This window comes from Acidiphilium sp. AL, from assembly GCF_025499445.1.
GTDB classification, from domain to species: Bacteria; Pseudomonadota; Alphaproteobacteria; order Acetobacterales; family Acetobacteraceae; genus Acidiphilium; species Acidiphilium iwatense.
On record NZ_JAIMBZ010000046.1, the window covers coordinates 1 to 21283 of the forward strand.

The 21283-nt window shown below is 59.1% G+C and carries 22 protein-coding genes and 1 pseudogene; 11 read left to right on the plus strand and 12 right to left on the minus strand.

Annotated features, from left to right (window positions below):
- Positions 1–102: 102 nt before the first annotated feature.
- Positions 103–825 carry an ATP-binding protein gene (locus tag AiwAL_RS17300; RefSeq protein ID WP_316044798.1) on the minus strand — a complete coding sequence of 241 codons (723 nt, stop codon included), beginning with the start codon at positions 823–825 and terminating at the stop codon, positions 103–105.
- Positions 822–2303 carry an IS21 family transposase gene (gene istA, locus AiwAL_RS17305; RefSeq protein ID WP_262313154.1) on the minus strand — a complete coding sequence of 494 codons (1482 nt, stop codon included), beginning with the start codon at positions 2301–2303 and terminating at the stop codon, positions 822–824. The genes AiwAL_RS17300 and istA overlap by 4 nt, the downstream gene beginning before the upstream one ends.
- A gap of 358 nt (positions 2304–2661) precedes the next feature.
- Here istA and AiwAL_RS20455 point away from each other — a divergent pair.
- A pseudogene (locus tag AiwAL_RS20455) lies at positions 2662–2772 on the plus strand (IS5/IS1182 family transposase); the annotation flags it as partial.
- A 185-nt stretch (positions 2773–2957) separates the two neighbouring features.
- Here the strand turns inward: AiwAL_RS20455 and AiwAL_RS17315 are convergent.
- Complete coding sequence (locus AiwAL_RS17315) at positions 2958–4022, minus strand: IS630 family transposase (protein ID WP_262313155.1); 1065 nt, start codon at positions 4020–4022, stop codon at positions 2958–2960.
- Between AiwAL_RS17315 and AiwAL_RS17320 the strand changes: the two genes are divergently transcribed.
- A complete protein-coding gene (locus tag AiwAL_RS17320) occupies positions 4021–4227 on the plus strand; it encodes an SDR family oxidoreductase (RefSeq protein ID WP_316044799.1) in 207 nt (68 codons plus the stop codon). The two genes, AiwAL_RS17315 and AiwAL_RS17320, sit on opposite strands and share 2 nt — an antisense overlap.
- Positions 4228–4233: 6 nt before the next feature.
- Here AiwAL_RS17320 and AiwAL_RS17325 read toward each other — a convergent pair whose 3' ends face one another.
- Positions 4234–5007 (minus strand): SDR family NAD(P)-dependent oxidoreductase, encoded by a 774-nt coding sequence (locus tag AiwAL_RS17325; RefSeq protein WP_262313156.1) that lies wholly within the window; start codon positions 5005–5007, stop codon positions 4234–4236.
- Positions 5008–5154: 147 nt separating this feature from the next.
- Complete coding sequence (locus AiwAL_RS17330; RefSeq protein WP_262313157.1) at positions 5155–6063, minus strand: IclR family transcriptional regulator; 909 nt, start codon at positions 6061–6063, stop codon at positions 5155–5157.
- A gap of 101 nt (positions 6064–6164) precedes the next feature.
- On the opposite strand from AiwAL_RS17330, the gene AiwAL_RS17335 reads away from it, so the two are divergent.
- Genes AiwAL_RS17335 through accB form a run of 4 tightly spaced genes read left to right on the plus strand, consistent with a single transcriptional unit; the run spans position 6165 to position 10320 of the window.
- On the plus strand, positions 6165–7511 hold the full coding sequence (locus AiwAL_RS17335; protein WP_262313158.1) for an acetyl/propionyl/methylcrotonyl-CoA carboxylase subunit alpha: 1347 nt from the start codon (positions 6165–6167) through the stop codon (positions 7509–7511).
- A 19-nt stretch (positions 7512–7530) separates the two neighbouring features.
- Positions 7531–8964: a pyruvate carboxylase subunit B gene (locus tag AiwAL_RS17340; RefSeq protein ID WP_262313159.1), complete on the plus strand. Its 1434-nt coding sequence runs from the start codon at positions 7531–7533 to the stop codon at positions 8962–8964.
- A 29-nt stretch (positions 8965–8993) separates the two neighbouring features.
- On the plus strand, positions 8994–9818 hold the full coding sequence (locus tag AiwAL_RS17345; RefSeq protein ID WP_262313160.1) for a 3-keto-5-aminohexanoate cleavage protein: 825 nt from the start codon (positions 8994–8996) through the stop codon (positions 9816–9818).
- 10 nt (positions 9819–9828) lie between these two features.
- Positions 9829–10320 carry an acetyl-CoA carboxylase biotin carboxyl carrier protein gene (gene accB, locus AiwAL_RS17350; RefSeq protein ID WP_262313161.1) on the plus strand — a complete coding sequence of 164 codons (492 nt, stop codon included), beginning with the start codon at positions 9829–9831 and terminating at the stop codon, positions 10318–10320.
- A gap of 148 nt (positions 10321–10468) precedes the next feature.
- Here accB and AiwAL_RS17355 read toward each other — a convergent pair whose 3' ends face one another.
- On the minus strand, positions 10469–11797 hold the full coding sequence (locus tag AiwAL_RS17355; protein ID WP_262313162.1) for an MFS transporter: 1329 nt from the start codon (positions 11795–11797) through the stop codon (positions 10469–10471).
- A gap of 537 nt (positions 11798–12334) precedes the next feature.
- Here AiwAL_RS17355 and AiwAL_RS17360 point away from each other — a divergent pair.
- Both AiwAL_RS17360 and AiwAL_RS17365 read left to right on the plus strand, forming a co-directional pair.
- Complete coding sequence (locus AiwAL_RS17360; RefSeq protein WP_262313163.1) at positions 12335–13333, plus strand: helix-turn-helix domain-containing protein; 999 nt, start codon at positions 12335–12337, stop codon at positions 13331–13333.
- Between the two features lie 29 nt (positions 13334–13362).
- Positions 13363–14802, plus strand: coding sequence for an MFS transporter (locus tag AiwAL_RS17365; protein ID WP_262313164.1), 1440 nt, complete (start codon positions 13363–13365; stop codon positions 14800–14802).
- A 158-nt stretch (positions 14803–14960) separates the two neighbouring features.
- Here AiwAL_RS17365 and AiwAL_RS17370 read toward each other — a convergent pair whose 3' ends face one another.
- Together AiwAL_RS17370 and AiwAL_RS17375 are read right to left on the minus strand one after the other, a co-directional pair.
- Positions 14961–15380, minus strand: a complete 420-nt coding sequence (locus AiwAL_RS17370) for a DUF5615 family PIN-like protein (protein WP_262313165.1) — start codon at positions 15378–15380, stop codon at positions 14961–14963.
- Positions 15377–16297 carry a DUF433 domain-containing protein gene (locus tag AiwAL_RS17375; RefSeq protein ID WP_262313166.1) on the minus strand — a complete coding sequence of 307 codons (921 nt, stop codon included), beginning with the start codon at positions 16295–16297 and terminating at the stop codon, positions 15377–15379. The genes AiwAL_RS17370 and AiwAL_RS17375 overlap by 4 nt, the downstream gene beginning before the upstream one ends.
- Positions 16298–16532: 235 nt before the next feature.
- On the opposite strand from AiwAL_RS17375, the gene AiwAL_RS17380 reads away from it, so the two are divergent.
- Both AiwAL_RS17380 and AiwAL_RS17385 read left to right on the plus strand, forming a co-directional pair.
- Positions 16533–17207, plus strand: coding sequence for a hypothetical protein (locus AiwAL_RS17380; RefSeq protein WP_262313167.1), 675 nt, complete (start codon positions 16533–16535; stop codon positions 17205–17207).
- 33 nt (positions 17208–17240) lie between these two features.
- On the plus strand, positions 17241–17837 hold the full coding sequence (locus AiwAL_RS17385; protein ID WP_262313168.1) for a hypothetical protein: 597 nt from the start codon (positions 17241–17243) through the stop codon (positions 17835–17837).
- A gap of 110 nt (positions 17838–17947) precedes the next feature.
- Here the strand turns inward: AiwAL_RS17385 and AiwAL_RS17390 are convergent, their stop codons facing one another.
- The 4 genes from AiwAL_RS17390 to AiwAL_RS17405 all read right to left on the minus strand — a co-directional run bounded on the left by AiwAL_RS17390 (position 17948) and on the right by AiwAL_RS17405 (position 20502).
- Positions 17948–18238 (minus strand): DUF4113 domain-containing protein, encoded by a 291-nt coding sequence (locus AiwAL_RS17390; protein WP_262313169.1) that lies wholly within the window; start codon positions 18236–18238, stop codon positions 17948–17950.
- A 126-nt stretch (positions 18239–18364) separates the two neighbouring features.
- The gene (locus AiwAL_RS17395) at positions 18365–18823 is read right to left on the minus strand and encodes a hypothetical protein (protein WP_262313170.1); all 459 of its coding nucleotides are present in this window, start codon (positions 18821–18823) and stop codon (positions 18365–18367) included.
- Positions 18824–18893: 70 nt separating this feature from the next.
- Positions 18894–19667 (minus strand): SDR family oxidoreductase, encoded by a 774-nt coding sequence (locus AiwAL_RS17400; protein WP_262313171.1) that lies wholly within the window; start codon positions 19665–19667, stop codon positions 18894–18896.
- 40 nt (positions 19668–19707) lie between these two features.
- Positions 19708–20502: an SDR family NAD(P)-dependent oxidoreductase gene (locus AiwAL_RS17405; RefSeq protein WP_262313172.1), complete on the minus strand. Its 795-nt coding sequence runs from the start codon at positions 20500–20502 to the stop codon at positions 19708–19710.
- A gap of 93 nt (positions 20503–20595) precedes the next feature.
- Between AiwAL_RS17405 and AiwAL_RS17410 the strand changes: the two genes are divergently transcribed.
- A complete protein-coding gene (locus tag AiwAL_RS17410) occupies positions 20596–21270 on the plus strand; it encodes a LysR family transcriptional regulator (RefSeq protein ID WP_262313173.1) in 675 nt (224 codons plus the stop codon).
- Positions 21271–21283: the final 13 nt, after the last annotated feature.

The window sequence follows — 21283 nt, forward strand, 5'->3', positions numbered from 1 at the left end:
AACGTTGAATACCACCATGACCTACGCCAGGGCGGATCTCGATCTGAAACGTCAGGCGCTGATGCAGGTGTTCCCCGAGATACTCGCGCCGCCTCGCGCTGGTCACGTGAATTCAGCCGCGATCAATATCGTCGACTGGTTGAAGCGGCTATGATTCCGTAACCGAGTTATGTGGAGTTGGCGGCCCTCAAACCTTCGTCGGCTGGAGTTGACGCCTTCCAGCTCCACATCACTGCGCGCTGCACATAAATCGAGGATGAGCAGGTGATAGCGATCGAGTTTCGAGATGGTGGCTTCGAGGGTGAGTTCGCGCCGCGCGATTTGCAAGCGCTGGACCAGATCGGTGGTTCTGGTGAACAACACCCGGAAGCCTGCTTCGATGAGGGCGAGACCGATCGCTGCACTGAGATGACTTTTGCCCACGCCGGGCGGGCCAAATAACAATAAATTGGCGCCGGTATCGAGCCAGGCATTGCCGGAGGCGAGTGCGGTGATGTGGGCCTTGCTGATCACCGGCACGGCGTTGAAGTCGAAATTATCGAGGGTTTTGCCGATCGGCAAGCGCGCTTCGAGCAGGTGGCGCTCGATGCGTCGTCGTTCACGATCGGCGACTTCGTGCTCGGCGAGAGCGGCGAGAAAGCGCGCGGCGGGCCATCCTTCCTTGTCCGATGGGGCGGCGAGATCGGGCCAGAGATGTTTGATCGTCGGCAGGCGGAGTTCGCCGAGCAGGAAGGCGAGCCGGGCAGAGTGGCCGACGGTTCCGGCGATCCGCGGGATCGCTGGCAGGACCACGGAAGGGGTATCGGCGGCATGGTTGGCGGTCATGCGACGTCTCCGCCGCTGATCATGCCAAGCTCGTTGTAAAGGCCGAGCGATACCGCTTCGATCATGATCACCGGTACGCTGGCGGTGGCGGGGCGGAAGCGTTCGCGCAAGGTGTCGAGGCAGGGCAAGTGGCCGGCATCGAGTTCGATCTCGAGAGCCTGTGCGAGTTCGGCTTCGCAGGCGTAGTCGTGCGCGAGACCGAGCAATTCGACGGTGATTTTGCAGGCGACCTTGTCGGACCGGCGCTCGGTCAGCGCATCGAAGGCGCGCGCATAGGCTGGACGTGGGAACAACTGGTTGCGATAGACCAGGTTGCGCAAGGCACCCGGCTTGCGGCGCAGGGAATGGATCACGTGGCGATAGTCGATGACGTGACCGTGCTTGCCGGTGGCGTGATCGGTGCGGCCGCGGGCGAGACTGAGCACGTGACTGGCACCGAGGAAGCATTCGAGCCGATCATCGTAGAGCCTGACGCGCAAGCGTTGCCCGATCATCCGCGCTGGCACCGAATAGAAGACCTTGCGCAGGACGAAGCCACTGGAGGATGTGACCTGAACCAGGGTCTCCTGGTAATCGATCGTGCGGTCAGCAGGCAGCGGATTGAGGGTGGCGCACTCGATGGCGATGGCTTTGCTTCGCCTTGTGTTATGGCGGGCGAAGATCTCGTCGATGAACCGGCGATAGGCGGCCAGATCCTCGAAGGCACGGCTGCCGCGGAGCAGCAAGGCATCTTCGATGGTTTTCTTGGCATGGCCGTGGGAGCTTTCGATCGTGCCGTTCTCATGGGCAACCCCGGTATTATTGCGGGTGGGCTCCATGTCGAAATGCGCGCAGAGGGCCGCATAGCGCGCGGTCAGGTCCTCAATCGCGTCACGGTCGAGATTGCGAAACGCGGCCGAAAGACTGTCGGTGCGGTGCTTCAACGGCACGCCTCCCAAAACGAACAGGGCGTTCTGCAAACCTTCGGCGAGGGCCGAATAGCTCTCCCCGCCGAGGATCACATGGCCGTGCTCGAAGCCGGAATGCGCCATCCGAAAATGATACAGGATATGATCCAGCGTCGCGCCAGCGATCATGACGCCGAGCCCGGCCAGGTCGGTGAAATCCGACAAGCCCAGTTCGCCCGGCGGATGGATCTGGCGGAACATGACGTCCTGCGCCGGACCGTGCAGGCCACGCCAGAGTTTGATCCGCCGCTCCAGCGTGCGCCGGATACCAGGGTCGAGTTCCGGATGGCGCCGGACCAGTTCCTCCAGCACGGCGATGGCACGCAGGCCGGGCGCCGCAGTCAGCATCGGCACGATCTCGGTATCCCAGACCGCCTCCAGCGGATCGGGGCGACGGCGTTGCCGGCGTGCCTGCGCCGCGGCAGGCAGATGCGGGCCCTGCTCGATCCGATAGGCGGTCGCGGTGCTGAACCCGCTCTTGGCCGCGGCTTGCTGCGGGGTATTCCCTTCGATACGTAATCTCATGAACATTCTCTTCTGCTGAACGGTGATCAGGCGACCGGTCAAAGCTGCGGCTCCTACGATGGAGCTGAACCTTATCCGGCCGATCACGGTCAGTCAGACAGATCCCCTAGAACGAACCCGCTCCGGGCTGGGGGCCCGCTCGGGCTACGCCCTCCCAGCCCCCCAGCCCGGATTCTCATCCTGATTGACGCGCATTCTCATCCTGATTGTCGCGCGGCAGAAGAATGAGGCATGGTTGGTCGACAACGGCATGCGCTCATGTATCCACCGGAAGAAGCCGTAGGGCCGAGCGATGCCGCGCGGCACGGCGCTCGCGAACGCGGCGAAATCCCGGTTGCGTTCGGCGATCGAGCATGTGGCCCTGTTCGTTCGCACCATCGGCCTCGTCCGGGCAAGCACGAAGATCGGCCTCGTCAATCTCGCCTACAACATGCAGCGCCGGGGGCGGCTCGACAGGAGAACCGCGCCCGCATGACGCCCGAAGCCCCGACGGGGGGGCAGAAAATCCCAGAAACCACAAGCAATTGCCCCGAAATCGATGCACCGACCGGCGCCAGCCGAATCAGCAACGCGATTGAGCCCAACCCGCAACTCGAAATCCGTCAGGCCAAGGGTTCTTCGAGGCGTCCGGATATAGAAAAAAGATTTACTATACCCCGCTCAGGCGAGAACCCGAAAATCCGCGGGATCGATGATGCGGAAGTTGTCGGTGACCTCGTCACAGAAGCGGTGCCAGTCCCTGGGCACCGTCTCACGCAGGAAGCCCAGGATCGCCGCCTTGAACTCCTTGAAGGCGGCATAGCATTTGTTGTGGGTTGTATGCCGGTGCATCAGCCCCCATAGCCGCTCGATCGCGTCGAGATGGGGGCAATATGCCGGAATGAAGTGCAGCTTGATCCGCTGCCCTGGCTGCGCCAGCCACTGCTGCACCAGTTTGGCGTGATGATACCGGGCGTTGTCCAGGAATACGTGGATCATCGCCTTGCCCGGATACAGTGCCTCGATCGCCATCAGCAGCATGATGGTGCTGACCGCATCCACCGTGGCCACGTCCAGCATCCGGGTCTTGCCGGTCTCCAGATCGATCGCTCCATGAATGTTCAGCCGATCCCGCCCGCTGGTCTGGGTCACCGCGACCGGCACATCTTTCGGTGCCCAGCAGCCGACCGGCCGCACCGCATGCGTCGGGTGCACCGCATCGGCGAACATCACGGCTTCATTCGCCGGCAACTGGTTCAGCAGGTCTTCATAGGCCTTGATAAACGCCGCCTGCTTCGCCGGGTCCAGCTTGCGCGAGATCACCTTCGGCTTGCGGTGCTCCATGCCGAGGCGGTGCAGCAGCGCGACCAGCCCGGAGCGGCCCTGGTATTCGATGCCGCATTCCCGGGCGATCCAGGCACCAACCTCATTCGTGCTCCGTGGCAGGGTCCCGGCGATCCAGAGTTTCAGCCGCTCCTGCTGCCTATCGCTCAACCGGCAGGCGCCGCCTTCATAGCCAAAGCTCGCCAGGCCCTCGACCCTGTCTTCCAGATACAGCCGGTACCAGGTTCGGATCGTGTCATCGTCCAGCAGCAGCACCTTGGCCACCACCTCGCAGCTCATCCCCGCATCCAGCAGAACCAGGGCATTCGCCCGCCGCGCCAGCCGATGCGCCGCCGACCCGTCCCGAGCCAACTCGATCAGGTCTTGCCGCGATTCATCGTCCAGGAAGCCGCCGCGGATCATGCCACCAGCAGAATCCGGTCCGGCCCGGTTGGCAAGTGATTCGTTCGGGTTCCTGCGGAGTCGGGGTATACAAGAAAAGCAAGCGAGGCTTCGGTTCACAACCCCAGAACAAATAGGAGCGCTGGCGACATATCTCTGTTCTGATGCAGCTCAGACTATAACAGGAGCGCCACCCTCGATTGACGGTGGGTGGACGACCCACTGAAAGCCATCACGAAATAGTTCGGCCTCCATCAACATATAGAATTTGACCGGTCACGAACCTGCTTCCCGGTGCCAGAAGAAATATGATGGCAGCGAGAAGGTCTTCCGGTGTTCCGAATCGGCTCATCGGAATTTTGGCGAGTGCCGCGTCTCGGATAATAGGATCGTCAAAGATCTGTGTCGCCAAAGGGGTTGGAGTGACAGCGGGCCCCAATGCATTTACCCGGACACCCGATGCAGCCCATTCTGTGGCGAGCACACGTGTAACATGCGCAGCACCAGCCTTGCTTGCCGCATATGCGGCGTAGTGACGGTTTGCAACGCTGCTCGACACAGACGTTATGGTAATGATGCTTCCTCGGTTCTGCCGGATCATTGGACCGCCAGCGGCTCTCGCCAGACGAAATACACCGGTCAAGTTGATATCAATGGATCTTTCCCAGTCGATGTCTGCGAGTTCCAGTGCCGGACCAACCCGGTATATGCCGCTTGCATTCACCACGCCATCGATTCTACCCCACTTCTGAATAACCTGCTGAACCGCCGCTTCGCATGACGCACTCGCGACGATGTCGAGTGCGATTCCCAATGCCCGCCCGCCGCGGTCGACAAGACTCTGGGCATAGTCCAGAGTTTTTGCTTCATCGATATCCGCGATGGCAACTCGGGCGCCGCGACGACAGAGTTCTTGCGCGATGGGCCAGCCGAGGCCGCCGACGCCGCCTGCTACAAGAACCGATTGCTCCGTTATCGAAAAAAGGGGATCATGATTGTCGGGCATTTTGCTTCTTTACAGGATGGATCCGCGATTGAGGCTGCTTCGTCATCAGCCTGCCGAATGACCCGGATGAATTGAGCCGTCTGTTCCAGCATTCGCGCCTGAACTCGACGCTCCGCGCGAACCAGTGAACTGGGGGAGATGCCATTTTCATTTCTTTATTTTTGCGCGTGGCTTCGGCTTGTTCTGGCGGTCTAGCGGCGGTTCGTCCCAGAAGGTGCCTTCGATCCTATGTGCTGCCTCGAAAAGCAGTGGAACATGCTCCAATCCACGGTCAAGGGACATCCTGGCGGCCGGTGCGGATACCGCGATCGCCGCGACGACATTCCCATTCGGTTCTCGTATAGGCACCGCGACGCAGACGACGCCGGCAAGAAATTCCTGATTATCCGTAGAAATCCCGCTCGCTCGAATCTTTTCGAACTCTTGTTCGAGATCAGGTAACTCTATGATTGTATTGGGTGTATAGCGATAGAGAGGGCCTTTACCTAGAACCCGCCTGCGCTTCTCTGATGGAAGAAAACTGAGAAAGAGCTTGCCCATAGAGGTGCAATGCAGCGGGACACGCGAACCTGGCTCGAATCGGAGCCCGAACGGCCAAGCGGCCTCGACACGATCGAGATAGACGAGATTGTTTCCTGAAAGAACGCCAAAGTTACAAGTTTCCTCGAGTGTCTTTGAAAGCTCTTCCAATATCGCCCGCCGGGGTGCCGAGCGAACCGAGGCGATGAGGAGGCTGATGCCCATTTTGGCAAGTCGATTTCCTGGTCCATAGCGGCGAGTGCCCGGTTCGCGCGCAAGTAACCCCTCTTCGATTAGCATATGGACGATGCGATGCGCTGTAGGTTGCGGAATATTGAGGAGTGCACCGAATTCTAGAATTCCTAATGGGCGCCCTGCATGAGCCACGGCTTCGAGAAAGGCAAACGGCTTCATCGATGACAACGCCAATACGCGCTTGCCGGAGATATCGGACACATCAGCAGGTAAGGCGTCGAGAAAGTCTCGCTGCCGGTTGCTTCCACGTGCGGCGGCTTGACGATTTTCCGATTTCACCATGGTTTTCTCATATCATGATAAATAAAAACTTGCAAGGCGGATTTATTGGGGGCACAATGCTATTAATAGCTACGTGCAAGGTATGACATTTTGGAGTTTCTGTGAAACGTGTCCTGGTCGCAAACAGAGGAGAAATCGCCCTTCGCATCGTCAGGGCGTGTCGAAAACTGGGACTGGAATCCGTGGCCATTTATTCCGATGCCGATGAGAATTCCCCTCATATCTGGGCGGCCGACAGTGCGATAAGGATTGGACCCGCTTCCGCGTCCAAAAGCTATCTTGATGCACGAATCGTTCTGGAAGTCGCGAAAGCCACCAAATGCGATGCGTTGCATCCGGGATACGGATTTCTGTCAGAGCGGGCAACATTCGCTGCAGAATGCGTTGCCGAGGATATCACATTCATTGGACCGTCTTTCGAAGCCATCGCCCTGATGGGAGACAAGGCCGAGGCACGGCGCACAGCGAAGACATGTGGGGTACCCGTGGTGCCTGGCTCCGACACGGCCTTCCATGATCCAATGGGAGCCACGGAAACCGCAACGATGATCGGATTTCCCATATTGTTAAAGGCACGCGCCGGTGGAGGAGGGCGGGGAATGCGTATCGTGTCGGACATGACATCCTTCACGAGCGCGTTTGCGCAGGCCTCGGGTGAAGCCGAGGCGGCGTTCGGCGATGGCGGCATCTACCTGGAGCGTTTCATCGGTAGGATCAGGCATATCGAAGTGCAAGTGTTCGGCGACCGGCATGGGCGGATCGTCCATCTGCTGGAGCGCGATTGCAGCGTGCAGCGCCGCCATCAGAAACTGGTGGAGGAAGGCCCGTCACCGGTTCTCGATGACGCCACTCGTCAAGCGATCTGCGCCGCCGCGATCAAACTTGCATCGGCGATCGGCTATGTCGGCGCCGGGACAGTCGAATTCATCTACGACGCCGATAGCCAAGAATTCTATTTTATCGAAATGAATACTCGCATCCAGGTTGAGCATCCCGTAACGGAGATGCTGACCGGCACGGATCTGGTGGCCGAGCAACTGCGTATCGCCGCGGGCGAACCTCTGTCCTTTCCCGACTCGCCCTTTGCAGCAAACGGGCATGCGATCGAACTCCGCATCAACGCCGAAGACCCGGATCGGGGGTTTGCTCCATCCCCCGGAAGGCTGACCCGGTGGCGTCCGCCGGAAATGTCCGGGGTCAGAGTCGATAGTCATGCCTATAGCGGTTACGATGTTCCGCCATTTTACGATTCTCTCCTGGGGAAGCTCATCGTGCATGGAAAGGACCGGGCGCAGTGCATTTCCCGAGCCCTCGACGCGCTCGACTGCTTTGAGGTTGGTGGGATCGCGACGACGATTCCTTTTCTTCGGTGGTTGATGGTTGCGCCGGATTTCGCACGTGCGACTGTTCATACGCGCTGGGTAGAAACGGAATTCCAACATGCCTGACAGGACGCGCAGGATCAGGTTGATCGATGTCACGTTGCGCGATGCACATCAGTGCCTCTGGGCGACGCGGATGACGACGGCGATGATGCGCGACATCGCGCCCCGGCTCGACTGCGCTGGCTTCGAGGCGATCGACCTTATCGGCGGCGCAGTATTTGACGTCGCAGTCCGGTATCTACGCGAGGATCCCTGGGAGCGGATGCGCCTGCTCTCTTCATGGGTCACGCAAACGCCGCTGATCATCCACACGAGAGGCCAGAGCCTTTTTACATTCGAATTTTTTGCCGACGACGTTGTGGAACTCGCAGCCGAGCGATTCGCGGCGAACGGTATGCGATATCATACCCCATATGATGCTCTGAACGACATGCGTAATCTGGAAATCCCGGTCAAAGCGGCAAAGCGGCAAGGGCTTTATGTCGTGGGAGGTCTCGTCTACACACTGAGCCCAGTCCACACGGACGACTATTATACGGCGAAAGCCGGGGAACTCGTCGCCCTTGATGTCGATGCCGTTTTTCTGAAGGATGCAAGCGGGCTTCTGACGCCGGAACGTGTGGCGACTCTGGTCCCCGCTGTGAAGGCGGTGCTCGGTAGCCGTCCGCTGCATATCCATACGCACTGTAATTCGGGCTTAGCGCCTTATGTCGTTCTTCAAGCTGTCGATCATGGTGTCGATGTCATCCATACGGCGACATCGACGCTCGCGAATGGCGTTTCGCATTCGCCGACGGAACGTGTCGCCTGCAATTTGCGGCGACGCGGATATGAGGTGCCGATCGACCTCGAGCCGATCCGCGAAGTCGCGGAGCGTCTCGCCTATATCGCGGCCAAAGAGGATAAGCCTGTCGGCACGCCCAACGAATATGACGAGTTTCATTTCCAGCACCAATGTCCCGGCGGTATGGTCTCGAACCTCGCCTATCAATTGGAGACCATGGGACTTAGGGACCGATTGAACGACATCCTCGAGGAAGCATGGCATGTTCGCGAGGACCTGGGATATCCGATCGTCGTCAGCCCCTTCGCTCAGTACATTGTGACGCAGGCGGTGCTGAATGTTGTGGGCCGGGATCAGGGACGCCGCCGTTATGACACCGTTCCGGATGAAATTCGCCTCTATGTCCGGGGCGGCTATGGGGAAATCGCTGGTCCCATCGAGCCGAATCTCTACGACAAGATAACCAGGGGCGCGCCACCAATCACTGAAAGGCCGGGCTCCCGGCTGCCGCCGGCGCTCGACCGCATCCGCGCGACGCGTGGCCCTTTCGCATCGGACGACGACCTCCTTCTCGCAGCTTTTTACGACGACACCCAATGCGGCGCCCTGAAGGGCGCGGGGCCGATCGACATTGAATGCCCGATCATGGCAACCCCGCTTGCCACCTTGCTGAAGGAAATCAGCAATCGCCCATCGATCAAATCATTTCACTTCAGACATGCTAGTCTGTAGGCAGGCATGGCATTACGAAAGCTCCACCTATGAAGCCGATCATCATCACCACCGCGATCACCGGTGCCGTTCCGAAAAAGAAGGACAATCCGGCAGTTCCGATCTCGCCAGCCGAGCAGATTGAATCCACCCAGGCCGCCTATGAGGCTGGGTCGGCGCTGGTGCATATCCATGTGCGCGACGCGCAGGAAAATCCCTCATCCTCACCCGAGCTTTTCGCCGCTGTGCAGGAGGGCGTTAAAAAGCACTGCCCCGGCATGATCATCCAGTTCTCAACCGGAGGGCGCGGGCGGGAGGCTTCGCAGCGAGGCGCCAACCTTTATCTCAAGCCCGACATGGCATCCCTCACCACCGGATCGGTCAACTTCCCGCGGCAGATATACGAGAATGCTCCTGACTTCATCGAGGCCCTCTGCAAGGAAATGCTGATTCATCACATCAAACCAGAGATCGAAGTCTTCGACGTTGCGATGCTCTACAATGCCGTCGAACTGGTCAAGCGGGGACTGATTCTGGAACCACTCCATGTGCAATTTGTTATGGGTGTCCAGAACGCTATGCCGGTACGGCGATCTCTTCTCGAATTCTTGCTTTCTGAATTGAAAGAAATCAGCCCGACCGCCACGTGGTCGGCATTTGGAATGGCACGCCATCAGCTTGAGGTGAACCGATGGTGTCTCGAGCTTGGCGGACATACCCGTACCGGCCTTGAAGACAATGTGCGGTTTGACAAGACTCGTCTTGCCGCGAGCAATGCTGAGCTTGTCTCGCTCGTCGTCGCGGAGGCGGCTGCCTATGGGCGCCGGCCTGCGACTCCGGACGAGGCGCGCTCAATCCTGGGACTTGCGGCGTAAGGAGGCAGAGTTGACCCTAACTTACAAGGACGTCGCTGACATCATCAAGATCATCGACGCAAGCGGCTGTGAAGAAGTGATAGTGGAACTTGCGGATGTCAAGATTGTGGTCCGGCGTTCTAGCGGGACGACAATCATACCCACAGCCACACCGCTTTCGCCGGCGGAACCGCAAAAATATGCGGAAAAACCACGACATGCCGAGCGCCAAATCGCCCCATCCGAACCACCCGCGGATATAAACGCGACTGACGGCGGAACTATCGTTCGTTCCCCTATGACGGGGACTTTCTACCGCGCACCGTCTCCGAAGGATCCGCCCTTCGTTGAGATCGGAAGTATTGTCAAAAGTGGCGACTCGCTCTGCTCGATCGAGGTCATGAAACTTTTCACGACGATTATGGCTGAAACTGACGGCCAAGTGACACGTGTTTTCGCCCAAAATGCTGAGCTCGTGCAAGTTGGCCAGCCGTTGTTCAAAATTGAGGCCATACGAGCGTAGATGCTCGGGGGCCATCGCTGGATCTATTGATACGAATGTCTGGAACGCCCCATCGCGCAAGGTGAACGTGGAACGAGGTGTCGATCACGCGCAGTCATGGTTTAACGCAATTTCACATCACGCATAAACAGCCCTGCGCGACGCGCAATCAATGCCCCCACAATTCTTCGAGCGTTTTCCCCTTTGTTTCGACGCCGATGACTGCAGTGACGATTATGCCGAACGCGGAAAAGACGAGAGGTAAAATAAGAGCGCCCTTGACACCAAAACTTGCGATCAGTACCGGCATGGTATAGGTGCCGAAGATGGCACTCAAACGGCCGGCAGCTGCGCCGATACCGGCTCCAGTACCACGAATTCGAGTCGGCCAAAGTTCACCGAGGAGAAGATTATCGGTCGAGGCAGGGCCAAGCCAGAGCGCGATCTCGATCAGGATGAAGAGAATGAAAATGGCCGGCAGCGATGGGCGGAAAAGCAGTTCATAAATGAGCAAGGCCAGCACGATGCCACCATATCCAAGATAGTTGACAAAACGCCGTCCTCTAGTATCGACCCAGGTGTAGATCAGGACCAGACCAATTATGCCGGTGGCTTGCAGAGCGAGATTGCCAAGCGCAATCCCAGACGGCGTCTTCGAAAACCCACTTTTGGTTAGGATAAGCGGGAGGAAGACGGAAAGAGCATAAAATGGTGCGCCTTCGAATACATAATTGAGGATTCCGTACCAAGTGTTGCGGGCAAACTTGCCAAAGATTTCGCTCAAGGCATGGGAACTGGGAAGGACAGCCGCCCTTTGGGAAAAATCGACCATCGCGCCAAGCGACGTACCAAGTTGACCGGCGGCCGCGTGCGCTTCGTCCTCCCGCCCTTGGGCCAAAAGCCATCGTGCAGATTCCGGCAGATTGCGGCGCAGCAGGAGCACGACAATGGCTGGCAACGCTCCAGAAGCCAGCATCCATCGCCACGCATCTCCTGAGCCAAAGTGGAGGAACAAATAGCCGACCGCGAAAGCCGCAATTTCACCGGCAAACCATGCGCCACCCCAGTTGAGCACCAGAATGCGCCCCCGCCTCTTCGCCGGCACAGCCTCTGCAATGATGGGCGACGCGAGAGCATAGTCGCCGCCGATCCCAATTCCAATCAGGAAGCGCCAGAGAATCAATTGCCAAACGTTGAACGACAGGCCCGAGAGAATTGCAAAAACAACGAAGAAAACAACATCTGCGATGAAAACCAGGCGCCGACCCAAGCGGTCCGCCAATCGGCCAAAGACAAGGGCGCCGACGAAATTGCCGACAAGAATGGCTGAGGCAACGAGCCCGATCTGGGTCGGTGTGGCGTGGAAAGTCTTGCCGATCTGTAGAAGGGCCAGGCTGATGATCGAAATATCATAGCCATCAAGGAATACACCACTTACCGAAAGTCCCAAGAGACGGCGCATCTGCGGGGTCAAGACCTCGTCGCTCTTTGCTTCCATTTTATGACCTCCCAAACCAGAAAGCCTGGCAACTCCAGGTTGATATAGTCATTCTGCTTCAACCAGTAATAGGGCAAAAGTGTAGGCCGATACGGAACGATAGCAGATCGATCCGTATCTGATTTCAGAAAAATGGCGGATTTCCGCGACCATCGTTCTGTAGTCGTGCCGATGCTGCACCTGCGTGCCCACGCGTTTGCGCCTCTTACCCCAACCAGCCGTAAGCCCCTATTACAGAACGATTCTTGGAGCGTGCCTGTCGATAGGGTCTTGACGAATAGCATTCAATATCTCATTGTGCAATACAAAAAGTTTCGTTCAATAGAATTTTACCGAGCTTTGGCTACCCAAAAGGGTTTGCTCCGTTGTGCGCGGGCTTGCCGTGGATGGTGCCGGCGGTCCGTGCTGCGATGTCTGGTCGGATAAGGAAAATCAGGATTCGAGGATCCGATGAAGCGTCAGAGAAAATGGTGTGCGGCGGACGATACGATGATGATCCCGGTACATCGGGGACGTTTGCGCCCTGTGACACGACCGATGGACGAACGGGGTCTTCTCGCCGGACATGACGACGGGCTTGACGGCAAATCGGGCGGCGGTCCGGGCGTGGATGCACAAGCTAGAACGAGCGTGTTCGTGCACTCGTTCGGCGTTCTAGCATATGTCATGAAAGTTAGGCGGCCGGTGTCGTCGACGGAGATTGCGGATCATCTCAAATTGCTGAAACCAAACGTCTACCGGATGATCGAGCAGTTCGAGGTGCAAGACTTCTTATATCGGAAGTTCATCACGAGGCGTGTCACCGCCGGGCTGCGTCTGGCGGATTTTGCCTTCGATGTCCTGCGCAGTTCGGTGCAGTACGCGCCGCGTCGGCAGATTCTCAGCACGCAGGTCGCGGAAGTTGGCGAGACCTGCAACGTCGGCAGGCTCGACGGCAATCGAATCATCTATTTCGATCGCGTTGAGGCGACCGATTGGCCGCTCCGCCTGTATTTTTCGATTGGCTCGTGGGTGCCGCTGCACTGCACGGCGATCGGTGAATTGTTTCCGGCGTTTCTTCCTGACCAGAAACGAGCGACGCTGCTCGACCAACTCGAAACTGACGCTGTTGACCTGGACGACGATTACAACGATCGGTGCGCTGGAGGCGGAACTCACTGCCGCTCGTCGCCCCCAGCTATCAGCACAATGACAGGTTCTCCGCCAGCCTTCCGCTCTGGGCCGGCCCGCCCGGCGATCAGGGATCGAAGGCGGCGACCCGATGACTGGCTCGACGACCGAGGATGCGCGGCGCGCGCTCGACCGGGACGAGAGGACCGATGCGGTGATCTTCGTCGTCGAGGTCGGCGGCACGACGGAGGAAGAAGCCGCCGAATATGCACGTTGGTTGAATGTCCGAGCCGGCGCCATCGTCGCCGGCTCGGAGGCAGCTACGCGAGCAAGAAGGCGTCGCTCAAGGCGGCCGGCGTCACCGTTGTCGACACGCCGCATGGGATCGTCGAGGCGCTCACAGCGCTTCTGCCGGTCCTTGCCTAGAACAGGCAGAACAACAATGGAGGAAAGCCATGCCGACACCAACCGAACACCAGATATACGCGCAGGAGAATCTCCTCGCGCGACTGGACCGGATTCCAGTTAATCGAACAATCCTTCTGCTCGTCGGCCTTCTCGGGCTGACATGGATACTCGAAGCGTTCGATATCGGAATCATCGCACCCGTTCTTTTCCTGCTGCGGACAACGTGGCATCTTCGGCCGGCTGAAATTGGACTGATCGCCAGCGCTGGCACCCTCGGGATCGTCATCGGGCTATTGCCTGCAGGCTTGGTTGCCGACCGCTTCGGCCGCAAGACCACGCTGGTCGGTGGCATCGTCATCTTCAGCGTGTTCACGTTTGTCGGCAGTTTTTCACAGAACGTCGCAGAACTCGTGACCTGCCGCTTCATCGCGGGCCTCGGGCAGGGCGCTGTCTTCCCGGTGCCGTATCTGCTGCTCTCGGAATTTGTCAACAAGAGGTGGCGCGGGACGGCGGTCGGTCTCTCCAATTCGCTGCTCGGCTTTTCCTACGGTCTCAACACGCTGGCTGGTGCGCTGATCATCGGTGTCATCCCGAACGCCGAAGCCTGGCGCGTGCTGCTCATTCTCGGGGGCGCGACGATCCTAATCACGCCGTTGATCATGATCTATCTGCCGGAATCGCCGCGCTTCCTGCTGAAGGTGGGGCGTATCGATAAGGTGCGGAGCTTCGTCGAGCGGCTGGAAAACATCAGCGGCCTTCCGCATGACGAGACGCTGATCGACCAATCGTCCCTTCGGGTACTGGAGGTGACGGCGAGACGACGTGTATCGCTCGCTGATTTTGTCAGGCCCCCATATTTGACGCGCTGCATCATTTCGTATTCGGCGTTGCTGTCGCCGTTCGTGGTGTTTTATGTGATCACGATCTATGGGCCGAGCATCCTGCACCGCATGGGTGCGAGTAAATCGGATGCGTTGTATTATACCTCCGGTCTACTGTTCCTTACGGTGATTTCGACCGCGATGGCTGGAAGTCTCGGTGACCGGATTAGCCGCCGATGGGGGCTCGTGATCATTATGACTGTGGCGGCAATCGGCACCATCGCTCTCGGTCAGCCGATGCCGGAAATTGGCGTCGTGATTGCTGCGATAGTGACCTGGAGTTTCGTCTATGCCGGATTTCCGCTCGCAAAACTATACATGGCGGAGCAATTTCCTACACGTCTGCGTGCCTCGGGCGCAATGATCGGCGAAAGCATCACGCGCTTCCTCGGTGGAGTCGTACTGGTCTATCTCTTCCCGATCATGGCAAGCACGTTGGGCTCGGCTTCGCTCTTTACGATCCTGGCGATATTAACAGCGATATGCATTATTCCAATCTGGTTGTTGGGATTCCAGACCTCGGGCCTCAGCGTCGAACAGACTGGAACCGACCTCTCGCGCTATGAGACGTCGGAGCCTGCGGTGCGCGATGCGGCGGTCGAGTAACCGGAGGGGCAGCATCCGGTTTCAAACAGGCCCCGCGACGGTGCGCTTGACCGCGACGCGGCGGCGACAGGCCCTCTGATGGTCATCGCTCGGGAGGCATCTGAATGGAGAATGGGTGATGGATCAGCCGCTGCAGATTGCGAGTGGTCAGCCTGCAACTACTGGTCGGTCGCCGGAAGGCGATAGCGGCGAACGTGGAGGCTGTCGTCTTCCATCGTGATTTCCAGAACTTGGTTCACGATGTCGCTATCGGTGTCCAATTCGTCCATCGACTGATCGAACAGCTCGATTTGCATGTCAAGGTCCATCCCAGGTGGCCCATTGAGGCAAATCAACCCAGCATGGATCGCGACGTCGGCATATTGGCCTTTGCTGCCGGGGGCGGTGGCAGGACCGCGAAAGTCGATGGAATTCTTGGTGACGAAGGTCCAGTTGCCCTCGAGAATGATGGGCTTCAGCTCCCAGTCCTTCAAGCCGCTGCGCCCCAGCCAGACGACATGGGAAGACTCCCCATATCCTCTGGTATGGGCGCGCTTCGTGAGTTCAGGGCTCAGGCACTCATCGACCAGAAACTTCATCCGGTCTTCCCGCGACGAGGAACCCGGTGATCGGCGATGATGACGGCTCCCTTGGGAAGCTCGTCGCTAGTTCGAGGCCGGCCTCGCGCTGGATTGGCTTCCGCATAGATCGTGGCGAGTTCGATGCTGTCAACGTCCAGTGACGGGTAGGCGGCGAGGATGCGATCGGCGGGAACACCCGCCTCCACGGACGCTGCCACGTCGTACACCGGGATACGGGTACCGCGGATGACGGGCGTGCCGCCGAGCACGTCCGGATCGGTCACGACCAGATCTCGTGCAGCGGCCAAACGGTCCATGCGCTCCTTGGTGCTTCTGACGAAAGGCGCCAGATCAATGGTCAGGAATTCATCCCGAACTGTCCAATCCTTCTCGACGAGCGAGGCCAGGGCCAGGGCTCGAAACTTGTGCAAGCGCGACCCGGCCTCCCGGATGGCGAACAGTCGCTCCTCGGAGGTCAAGTGCTTGGCGCTGGCGAAGTAGAATGAGATCAGGGTGCAGGCGGTGGCCATCACGCGCCGGCCATCATCGACCGTGAAGAAGCCGTCGGGCAGAATCCGCTCGTCGATGACCCGATTGACGTCTCGGAGGGCGACGCGCGCGACGACGGCGGCCTCGGCGGGCCTCAGCATATCCGCAGTCACAGCCATAGCAGCCTCCAAAAAAATCTTCCGATAGATCGGAATATATATCGCGAGGGCGTGAAATTCAATGGCGCGGCCGCCGTTGGCAGTGGCGGCCAGCTCTGTTTCACCATTGCGACGGTGGACACCATACTGAAGACGACGAAGGCCACCTTGCGGCGACTCTCTCGTAAATAGCTGATTCATCTGAAGAAAATTGGAACGGGTGAAGGGATTCGAAGCCTCGACTCCAACCTTGCCAAGGTTGTGCATTACCCGCGAAGATGCATTCACTACCGAGTCTCAGCAGGCGACTGACCTCAGACTCAACTCTCGGCCAAAGCAGGTCCCCGCAACCAAGTTTATCAAACCAAATCAATGCATTGAAGCCGCCGCAAGGCGGCTTTTTGTTGTCCGGCGCACTAGGGCAGTCTTAGGGTAATTTAACTCGAATTTCTAAACCTGATGACCTATGGTCGTGGTCTGCCAATGATCCTCAACCGGAGCGCACTATGCGCAAGGGGGTGTCATGCCGACCGTCGAGCTGTTGGGTGGAAAGGTTCAGATTTATCAGCGCGGCAATAGCCGCTTCTGGCAGGCGCGCGCGTCTGTCGGCGGCAAGCAGCGCCAGTTCAGCACCAAGCAGGAAGGCCAGGAGCTGGCCGCCAGGGCGGCGGAGAGCTGGTACTTCAAATTGCACGGCCAGGCCGAAGCGGGCGTGTTGAATGACCGCCCGACCTTCAGGAAGGCGGCGGAGCAGTTCCTGAAGGAATACGGGGTTATCACCGAGGGTGAGCACTCCCAGAAATGGACCGAAAGCCATGCCATCCGGCTGCGGGTGCATCTGGTGCCGTTCTTCGGGAGCCTGCCGCTCGACAAGGTGACCCCCGGCAAGGTCCAGGAATACCGGGTGCACCGGATGACGAGTTATGCCGAGCCGAACCCGCACTCAAAAGGCCAGCATAAGCCCAAGGCCAAACCGCCGGCGCGCAGCACCTTGCATGATGAGGTGGTGACGCTGCGCATGGTGCTGAAAACCGCCATCCGCCATGGTTGGCTCACGCATCTGCCGGATCTGTCGCCGCCTTACAAGACCCAGGGCAAGATCACGCACCGGGCCTGGTTCAGCCCGGAGGAATACAAGCAGCTATATGAGGCGGCGCGGGCGAATGCGAAGGCGCCGGAGCGGGCTCATTACAGATAGAATGCCGAGCAGGTTTATGACTTTGTGCTGTTCATGGCGAACACCGGCCTGCGGCCGGACGAAGCCTTCAACCTTCAGCACCGCGACGTCACGATTGCCCAGGAAGAAAGCAATAAGGCGGAAATTCTGGAGATCGAGGTTCGCGGCAAGCGCGGTGTTGGGCATTGCAAGAGCATGCCGGGTGCTGTGCGCGTCTATCAGCGCTTACTGGCGCGGGCCAAGCCGGTGCAGGCGGAATCCCGCCGCGAGCGGCAGCTACGGCGCAAAAACGGTGGTGTGACCCTCGTGGCGCCGGAGCCGGAATATCCGCAGCCAACTGATCTTGTGTTCCCGGGCAATCACATCAAGCTGTTCAATAATTTGCTTGAGCGCGCTGGGCTGAAGCTCGATCGCGATGGAAAAGCCAGGACGGCCTATAGTTTGCGTCATACCTATATCTGCATGCGTCTGATGGAAGGGGCCGATATCTATCAGGTGGCGAAGAATTGCCGGACCTCGGTTGAAATGATCGAGAAGCATTACGCCATCCATCTGAAGAACACGCTCGACGCCGCGGCCATCAACGTGGTGCGCAAGAAGGCTGCGAAGGCGAAGCCGAAAGCAAAAGCTGCCAGCATGGATGCCGATTAGATGTTTAATCTCGGCTGGATAGCGATCCGCTTGGCGGATCGCCCAGAAGCGCACCCCTTGCGGGTGCGCAACCAGGGGCTTGGCCCCGCTTAACGATATTCATCCTTCCTTCAAAATGCCCGAGCCACCAGCATCTCCTCGGCGCTTGTGGTGTAGCGTGGTGAATGCCGTGTCTGGCGGCCGGCCCAGGTTTTGATCATGCCGGTTGCCGCCGGGCGCAGCGTGCCGCTCCCGAAACGGGCGTTGACGGCATCCAGCGCCGCCATGGCGCGGGCGGATTTGACGGCATCTCGGGTGCTGAAAAGACCGCTTTGCTGCTGGGCGGGCGCAAAATCGCCCAGCATGATGCCAGCTTTGAAATACCGGAAATTCGGCCGCCAGATGGCGCGCAGCAGGCGCACCGTCCCGTGGATCATCCTTGTCGATGCGGTCGACGAGTTTGCGATGGTTTTGGTGGGGCCGATGCCGACACAACTGGGGATTTGGCGAGGCGGCGGACATCATTACGCAGGCGACGGCACAAATTTTCAAATCGGGCAGGCCGGTGAGTCGAGGAACATCTCGTCGTTGCTGTAAGGCTCCACCTGCGGCACGCTAGCGGCCAGGACCTCGTACATGCGCCGGCTCATATCGCCATAAAGCGGGTAATTGCTGGAGCGCCATTCAACTTGCTTGCATTCAGGTCGGCGCAAAGCGAGGTGCCAGCGCTCGCCCAATTTAAGCCCTGTCGCTTTGGCCTGAGTGGTGCGCGCAATGGCGCCGCCATCGATATTGCTCAGCACCACCAGCGTTCCCGCCACTGTATGGCGAGAATTGGCGCAAAGCGGATGGTTGGAACAGGCCGGAGAATTAACCCGCAATCGCGGGATTGGTGCTTGAGGTGAAGGCGTTGGGTTGGCTCTGTAGCAAGCCAGACTAACAGGCTGTCGTTCGGCGTCCGTCCCCGCGCCAGTGACGACGACGTCGTTTTCAAAACGCACCATCATTCAACCCAGTGAGCTCGTCGAAATTGCAGTCTGTGGTGGCAGAGCACCCGACGTCTTCGCTAAATCAAAGTCAGAAGATCCAGTCGACCAGCAGCTCGCCGCCGGAGACCTCGAGCACTGTACCGGTGACGTACGGGTTGGTCATGAGGAAGACTGCCGCGTGCCCGACGTCAGCGGCAGTCCCGAGCCGCCGGGCCGGGAAGTTCGCGCGGACCTTCTCACGGATTTCCTCCACGGTTACTTTGGGCAGGGCGTTCCAGAAGTCGGTGTCGATAAATCCGGGCCGGATTGTATTGACGCGGATCGGGGCCAACTCCAAAGCGAGCGATTGCGACAGGGATTCGACGGCCGCGAAGGTTGACGTGACCGCAGTGAGGCCGAGCTTCGCCCGGGCTCCGGTGCCGCCGGTGATGAACGTTATTGAGCCGCCAGCCCGCAAATGCGGGGCGGCATGGCGGGCGCAGGCCCAACTGCCCAGGAACTTGCCCTCCAGGTAGCTGCGGACGCCGCGCATGTCGGGGGCCATGAACGATCCCCAGGACCCCAGCTCCGGTCCGGCGGTGACGACGAGGTGGTCGAAGGGGCCGATAGCCTCGAACGCGGCTTGCACGGCCGCCTCATCGCAGATGTCGAGAACGACCTGGTCAAACGCGGCCAGGTCGGGCCGGTCCTTGGCCGAGACATTGCGGCGGCTGGCGACGGTCACGACAGCGCCCATGGCGTAGGCGGATTGGGCGACCCCGAGGCCAATCGCCTTTTTGCCGCCGACAACAACGATCCGCTTGCCGGTGAGATCGAACGACGGTACCGGCGAATGTGCTTGCTCGGATGCAGGTTTGATCATAATTTATGTCCTTTCACTCGAATAAAAAAGAGCGGCATCGCTACGCGATTGTCCGAACAACACCGCCGTCGACACGCAAGGAGGTGCCGGTTGTCGCCGACGCCTGCTCCGAGCAGACATAAACCACCAGGTTTGCGACTTCTTCGGTTGTAGCAAAGCGGTTGAGGAGCGATGTCGGGCGCATCGTCTTCAAGAATTGCTGCTCGGCTTCCTGTTGCGTAATGCCTTGCTCTTCTGCGGTCGCCTTCATCCAACCGCCCATGATCTCCGAATTCGTAGGGCCTGGGAGGACCGAATTGACGGTGACGCCCGTTCCGCCGACCTCCTCGGCCAAGCCCCTCGCAATGGTGAGCTGAGCGGTCTTGGTCATGGCGTAGTCGATCATGTCCTTGGGGATTGCGAGCGCGGACTCGCTGCTTATGAAGACTACACGCCCCCAGCCGCGCTTTGTCATGTTCGGCACATAATGGCGGGAGGCGCGAACACCGCTCATGACGTTGAGCTCGAAGAGATCGGTCCACTCGCTGTCGCCAATTTCGAAGAAAGGCTTCGGGCGCCCCGTGCCCACATTGTTGACGAGAATATCCGCATCCGGCTCCCGCGCGAACAACGCCGCAGCACCTTCCGGGGTCGCAAGATCGGCGGAGACGCCAGTGAACTCACCCTTTGGGAAGAGCGCCCGCAATTCGCGAAGCGCTGTATCGACCCTTGCCTGGCCGCGGCCGCTGACGACAACTGCGGCGCCAGCACGCGCCAATCCTTCGGCAATGGCGCGGCCGATACCCGCCGTGGACCCTGTTACGATGGCCTTTCGGCCCTTGAGATCGATGTTCATTCTATAACTCCTTTGATCACCGTAAACTTGGCGCGAAGAAATTCTTTTATAATCGTGCAATATCCCATAGGATTTATTCCAAAGGAGAATAGCTTGGATCGTTTTCATGAATTGAACGCGTTCATTGCTGTCGCCGATGCCGGCGGCTTCTCGGCGGCGGCCCGGCGATGCGGCGAGACGCAGCCGACCATCAGCAAGGCCGTCGCGGCGCTCGAGAAGCGTCTCGGTGTTGCACTGTTCCATCGGAGCACGCGCAGCGTGACCCTCACGGATCAGGGACAACGATATTACGACCGAGCGAAGCCGTTGCTCGAGGAGATGGATGAGGCGGAAACCGAGCTGACGAATAGCTCAGCCGCAATCTCGGGAACCGTCCGGATCAGCGTGGCGGCAACTTTTGGACGGCTGCATGTGCTTCCGCTGATCCCCAAGCTGCTATCGCTTTATCCCGAGCTTCACATTGATCTCATTCTCTCGGACTTCGTGCGGGATATGGTGGAGGATCGAGTCGATTTAGCAATTCGGGTTGGGCGTGTGGACGAGCTTGACGCAGTGGCGAAGTTGGTCGTCGAAACGCCCTTGGTCTGCGTTGGATCTCGCCGGTATTTCGAGCAACATGGCACACCGAAAATTCCTGCCGATCTCCTCAAGACTCCCCTCATTTTCACACTGCCCCGAAAGTCTCGGCGAAGACGGGCAGGTCGGCGAGCATATCGGCGAATTTCTGGACCAGTGGCAGCAGGCGAGGCTCCGGCATGGTGGGGATGAGTTCGTATAGCAT

Coding starts and splice junctions, on each gene's coding strand:
- AiwAL_RS17360 (WP_262313163.1), top strand. CDS start 12,335: ATGGACGAACGGGGTCTTCTCGCCGGACATGACGACGGGCTTGACGGC.
- AiwAL_RS17300 (WP_316044798.1), bottom strand. CDS start 825: ATGACCGCCAACCATGCCGCCGATACCCCTTCCGTGGTCCTGCCAGCG.
- AiwAL_RS17385 (WP_262313168.1), top strand. CDS start 17,241: ATGGCGAACACCGGCCTGCGGCCGGACGAAGCCTTCAACCTTCAGCAC.
- istA (WP_262313154.1), bottom strand. CDS start 2,303: ATGTTCATGAGATTACGTATCGAAGGGAATACCCCGCAGCAAGCCGCG.
- AiwAL_RS17355 (WP_262313162.1), bottom strand. CDS start 11,797: ATGGAAGCAAAGAGCGACGAGGTCTTGACCCCGCAGATGCGCCGTCTC.
- AiwAL_RS17395 (WP_262313170.1), bottom strand. CDS start 18,823: ATGATGGTGCGTTTTGAAAACGACGTCGTCGTCACTGGCGCGGGGACG.
- AiwAL_RS17330 (WP_262313157.1), bottom strand. CDS start 6,063: ATGGTGAAATCGGAAAATCGTCAAGCCGCCGCACGTGGAAGCAACCGG.
- AiwAL_RS17325 (WP_262313156.1), bottom strand. CDS start 5,007: ATGCCCGACAATCATGATCCCCTTTTTTCGATAACGGAGCAATCGGTT.
- AiwAL_RS17400 (WP_262313171.1), bottom strand. CDS start 19,667: ATGATCAAACCTGCATCCGAGCAAGCACATTCGCCGGTACCGTCGTTC.
- AiwAL_RS17380 (WP_262313167.1), top strand. CDS start 16,533: ATGCCGACCGTCGAGCTGTTGGGTGGAAAGGTTCAGATTTATCAGCGC.
- AiwAL_RS17405 (WP_262313172.1), bottom strand. CDS start 20,502: ATGAACATCGATCTCAAGGGCCGAAAGGCCATCGTAACAGGGTCCACG.
- AiwAL_RS17320 (WP_316044799.1), top strand. CDS start 4,021: ATGCCACCAGCAGAATCCGGTCCGGCCCGGTTGGCAAGTGATTCGTTC.
- AiwAL_RS17345 (WP_262313160.1), top strand. CDS start 8,994: ATGAAGCCGATCATCATCACCACCGCGATCACCGGTGCCGTTCCGAAA.
- AiwAL_RS17370 (WP_262313165.1), bottom strand. CDS start 15,380: ATGAAGTTTCTGGTCGATGAGTGCCTGAGCCCTGAACTCACGAAGCGC.
- AiwAL_RS17365 (WP_262313164.1), top strand. CDS start 13,363: ATGCCGACACCAACCGAACACCAGATATACGCGCAGGAGAATCTCCTC.
- AiwAL_RS17315 (WP_262313155.1), bottom strand. CDS start 4,022: ATGATCCGCGGCGGCTTCCTGGACGATGAATCGCGGCAAGACCTGATC.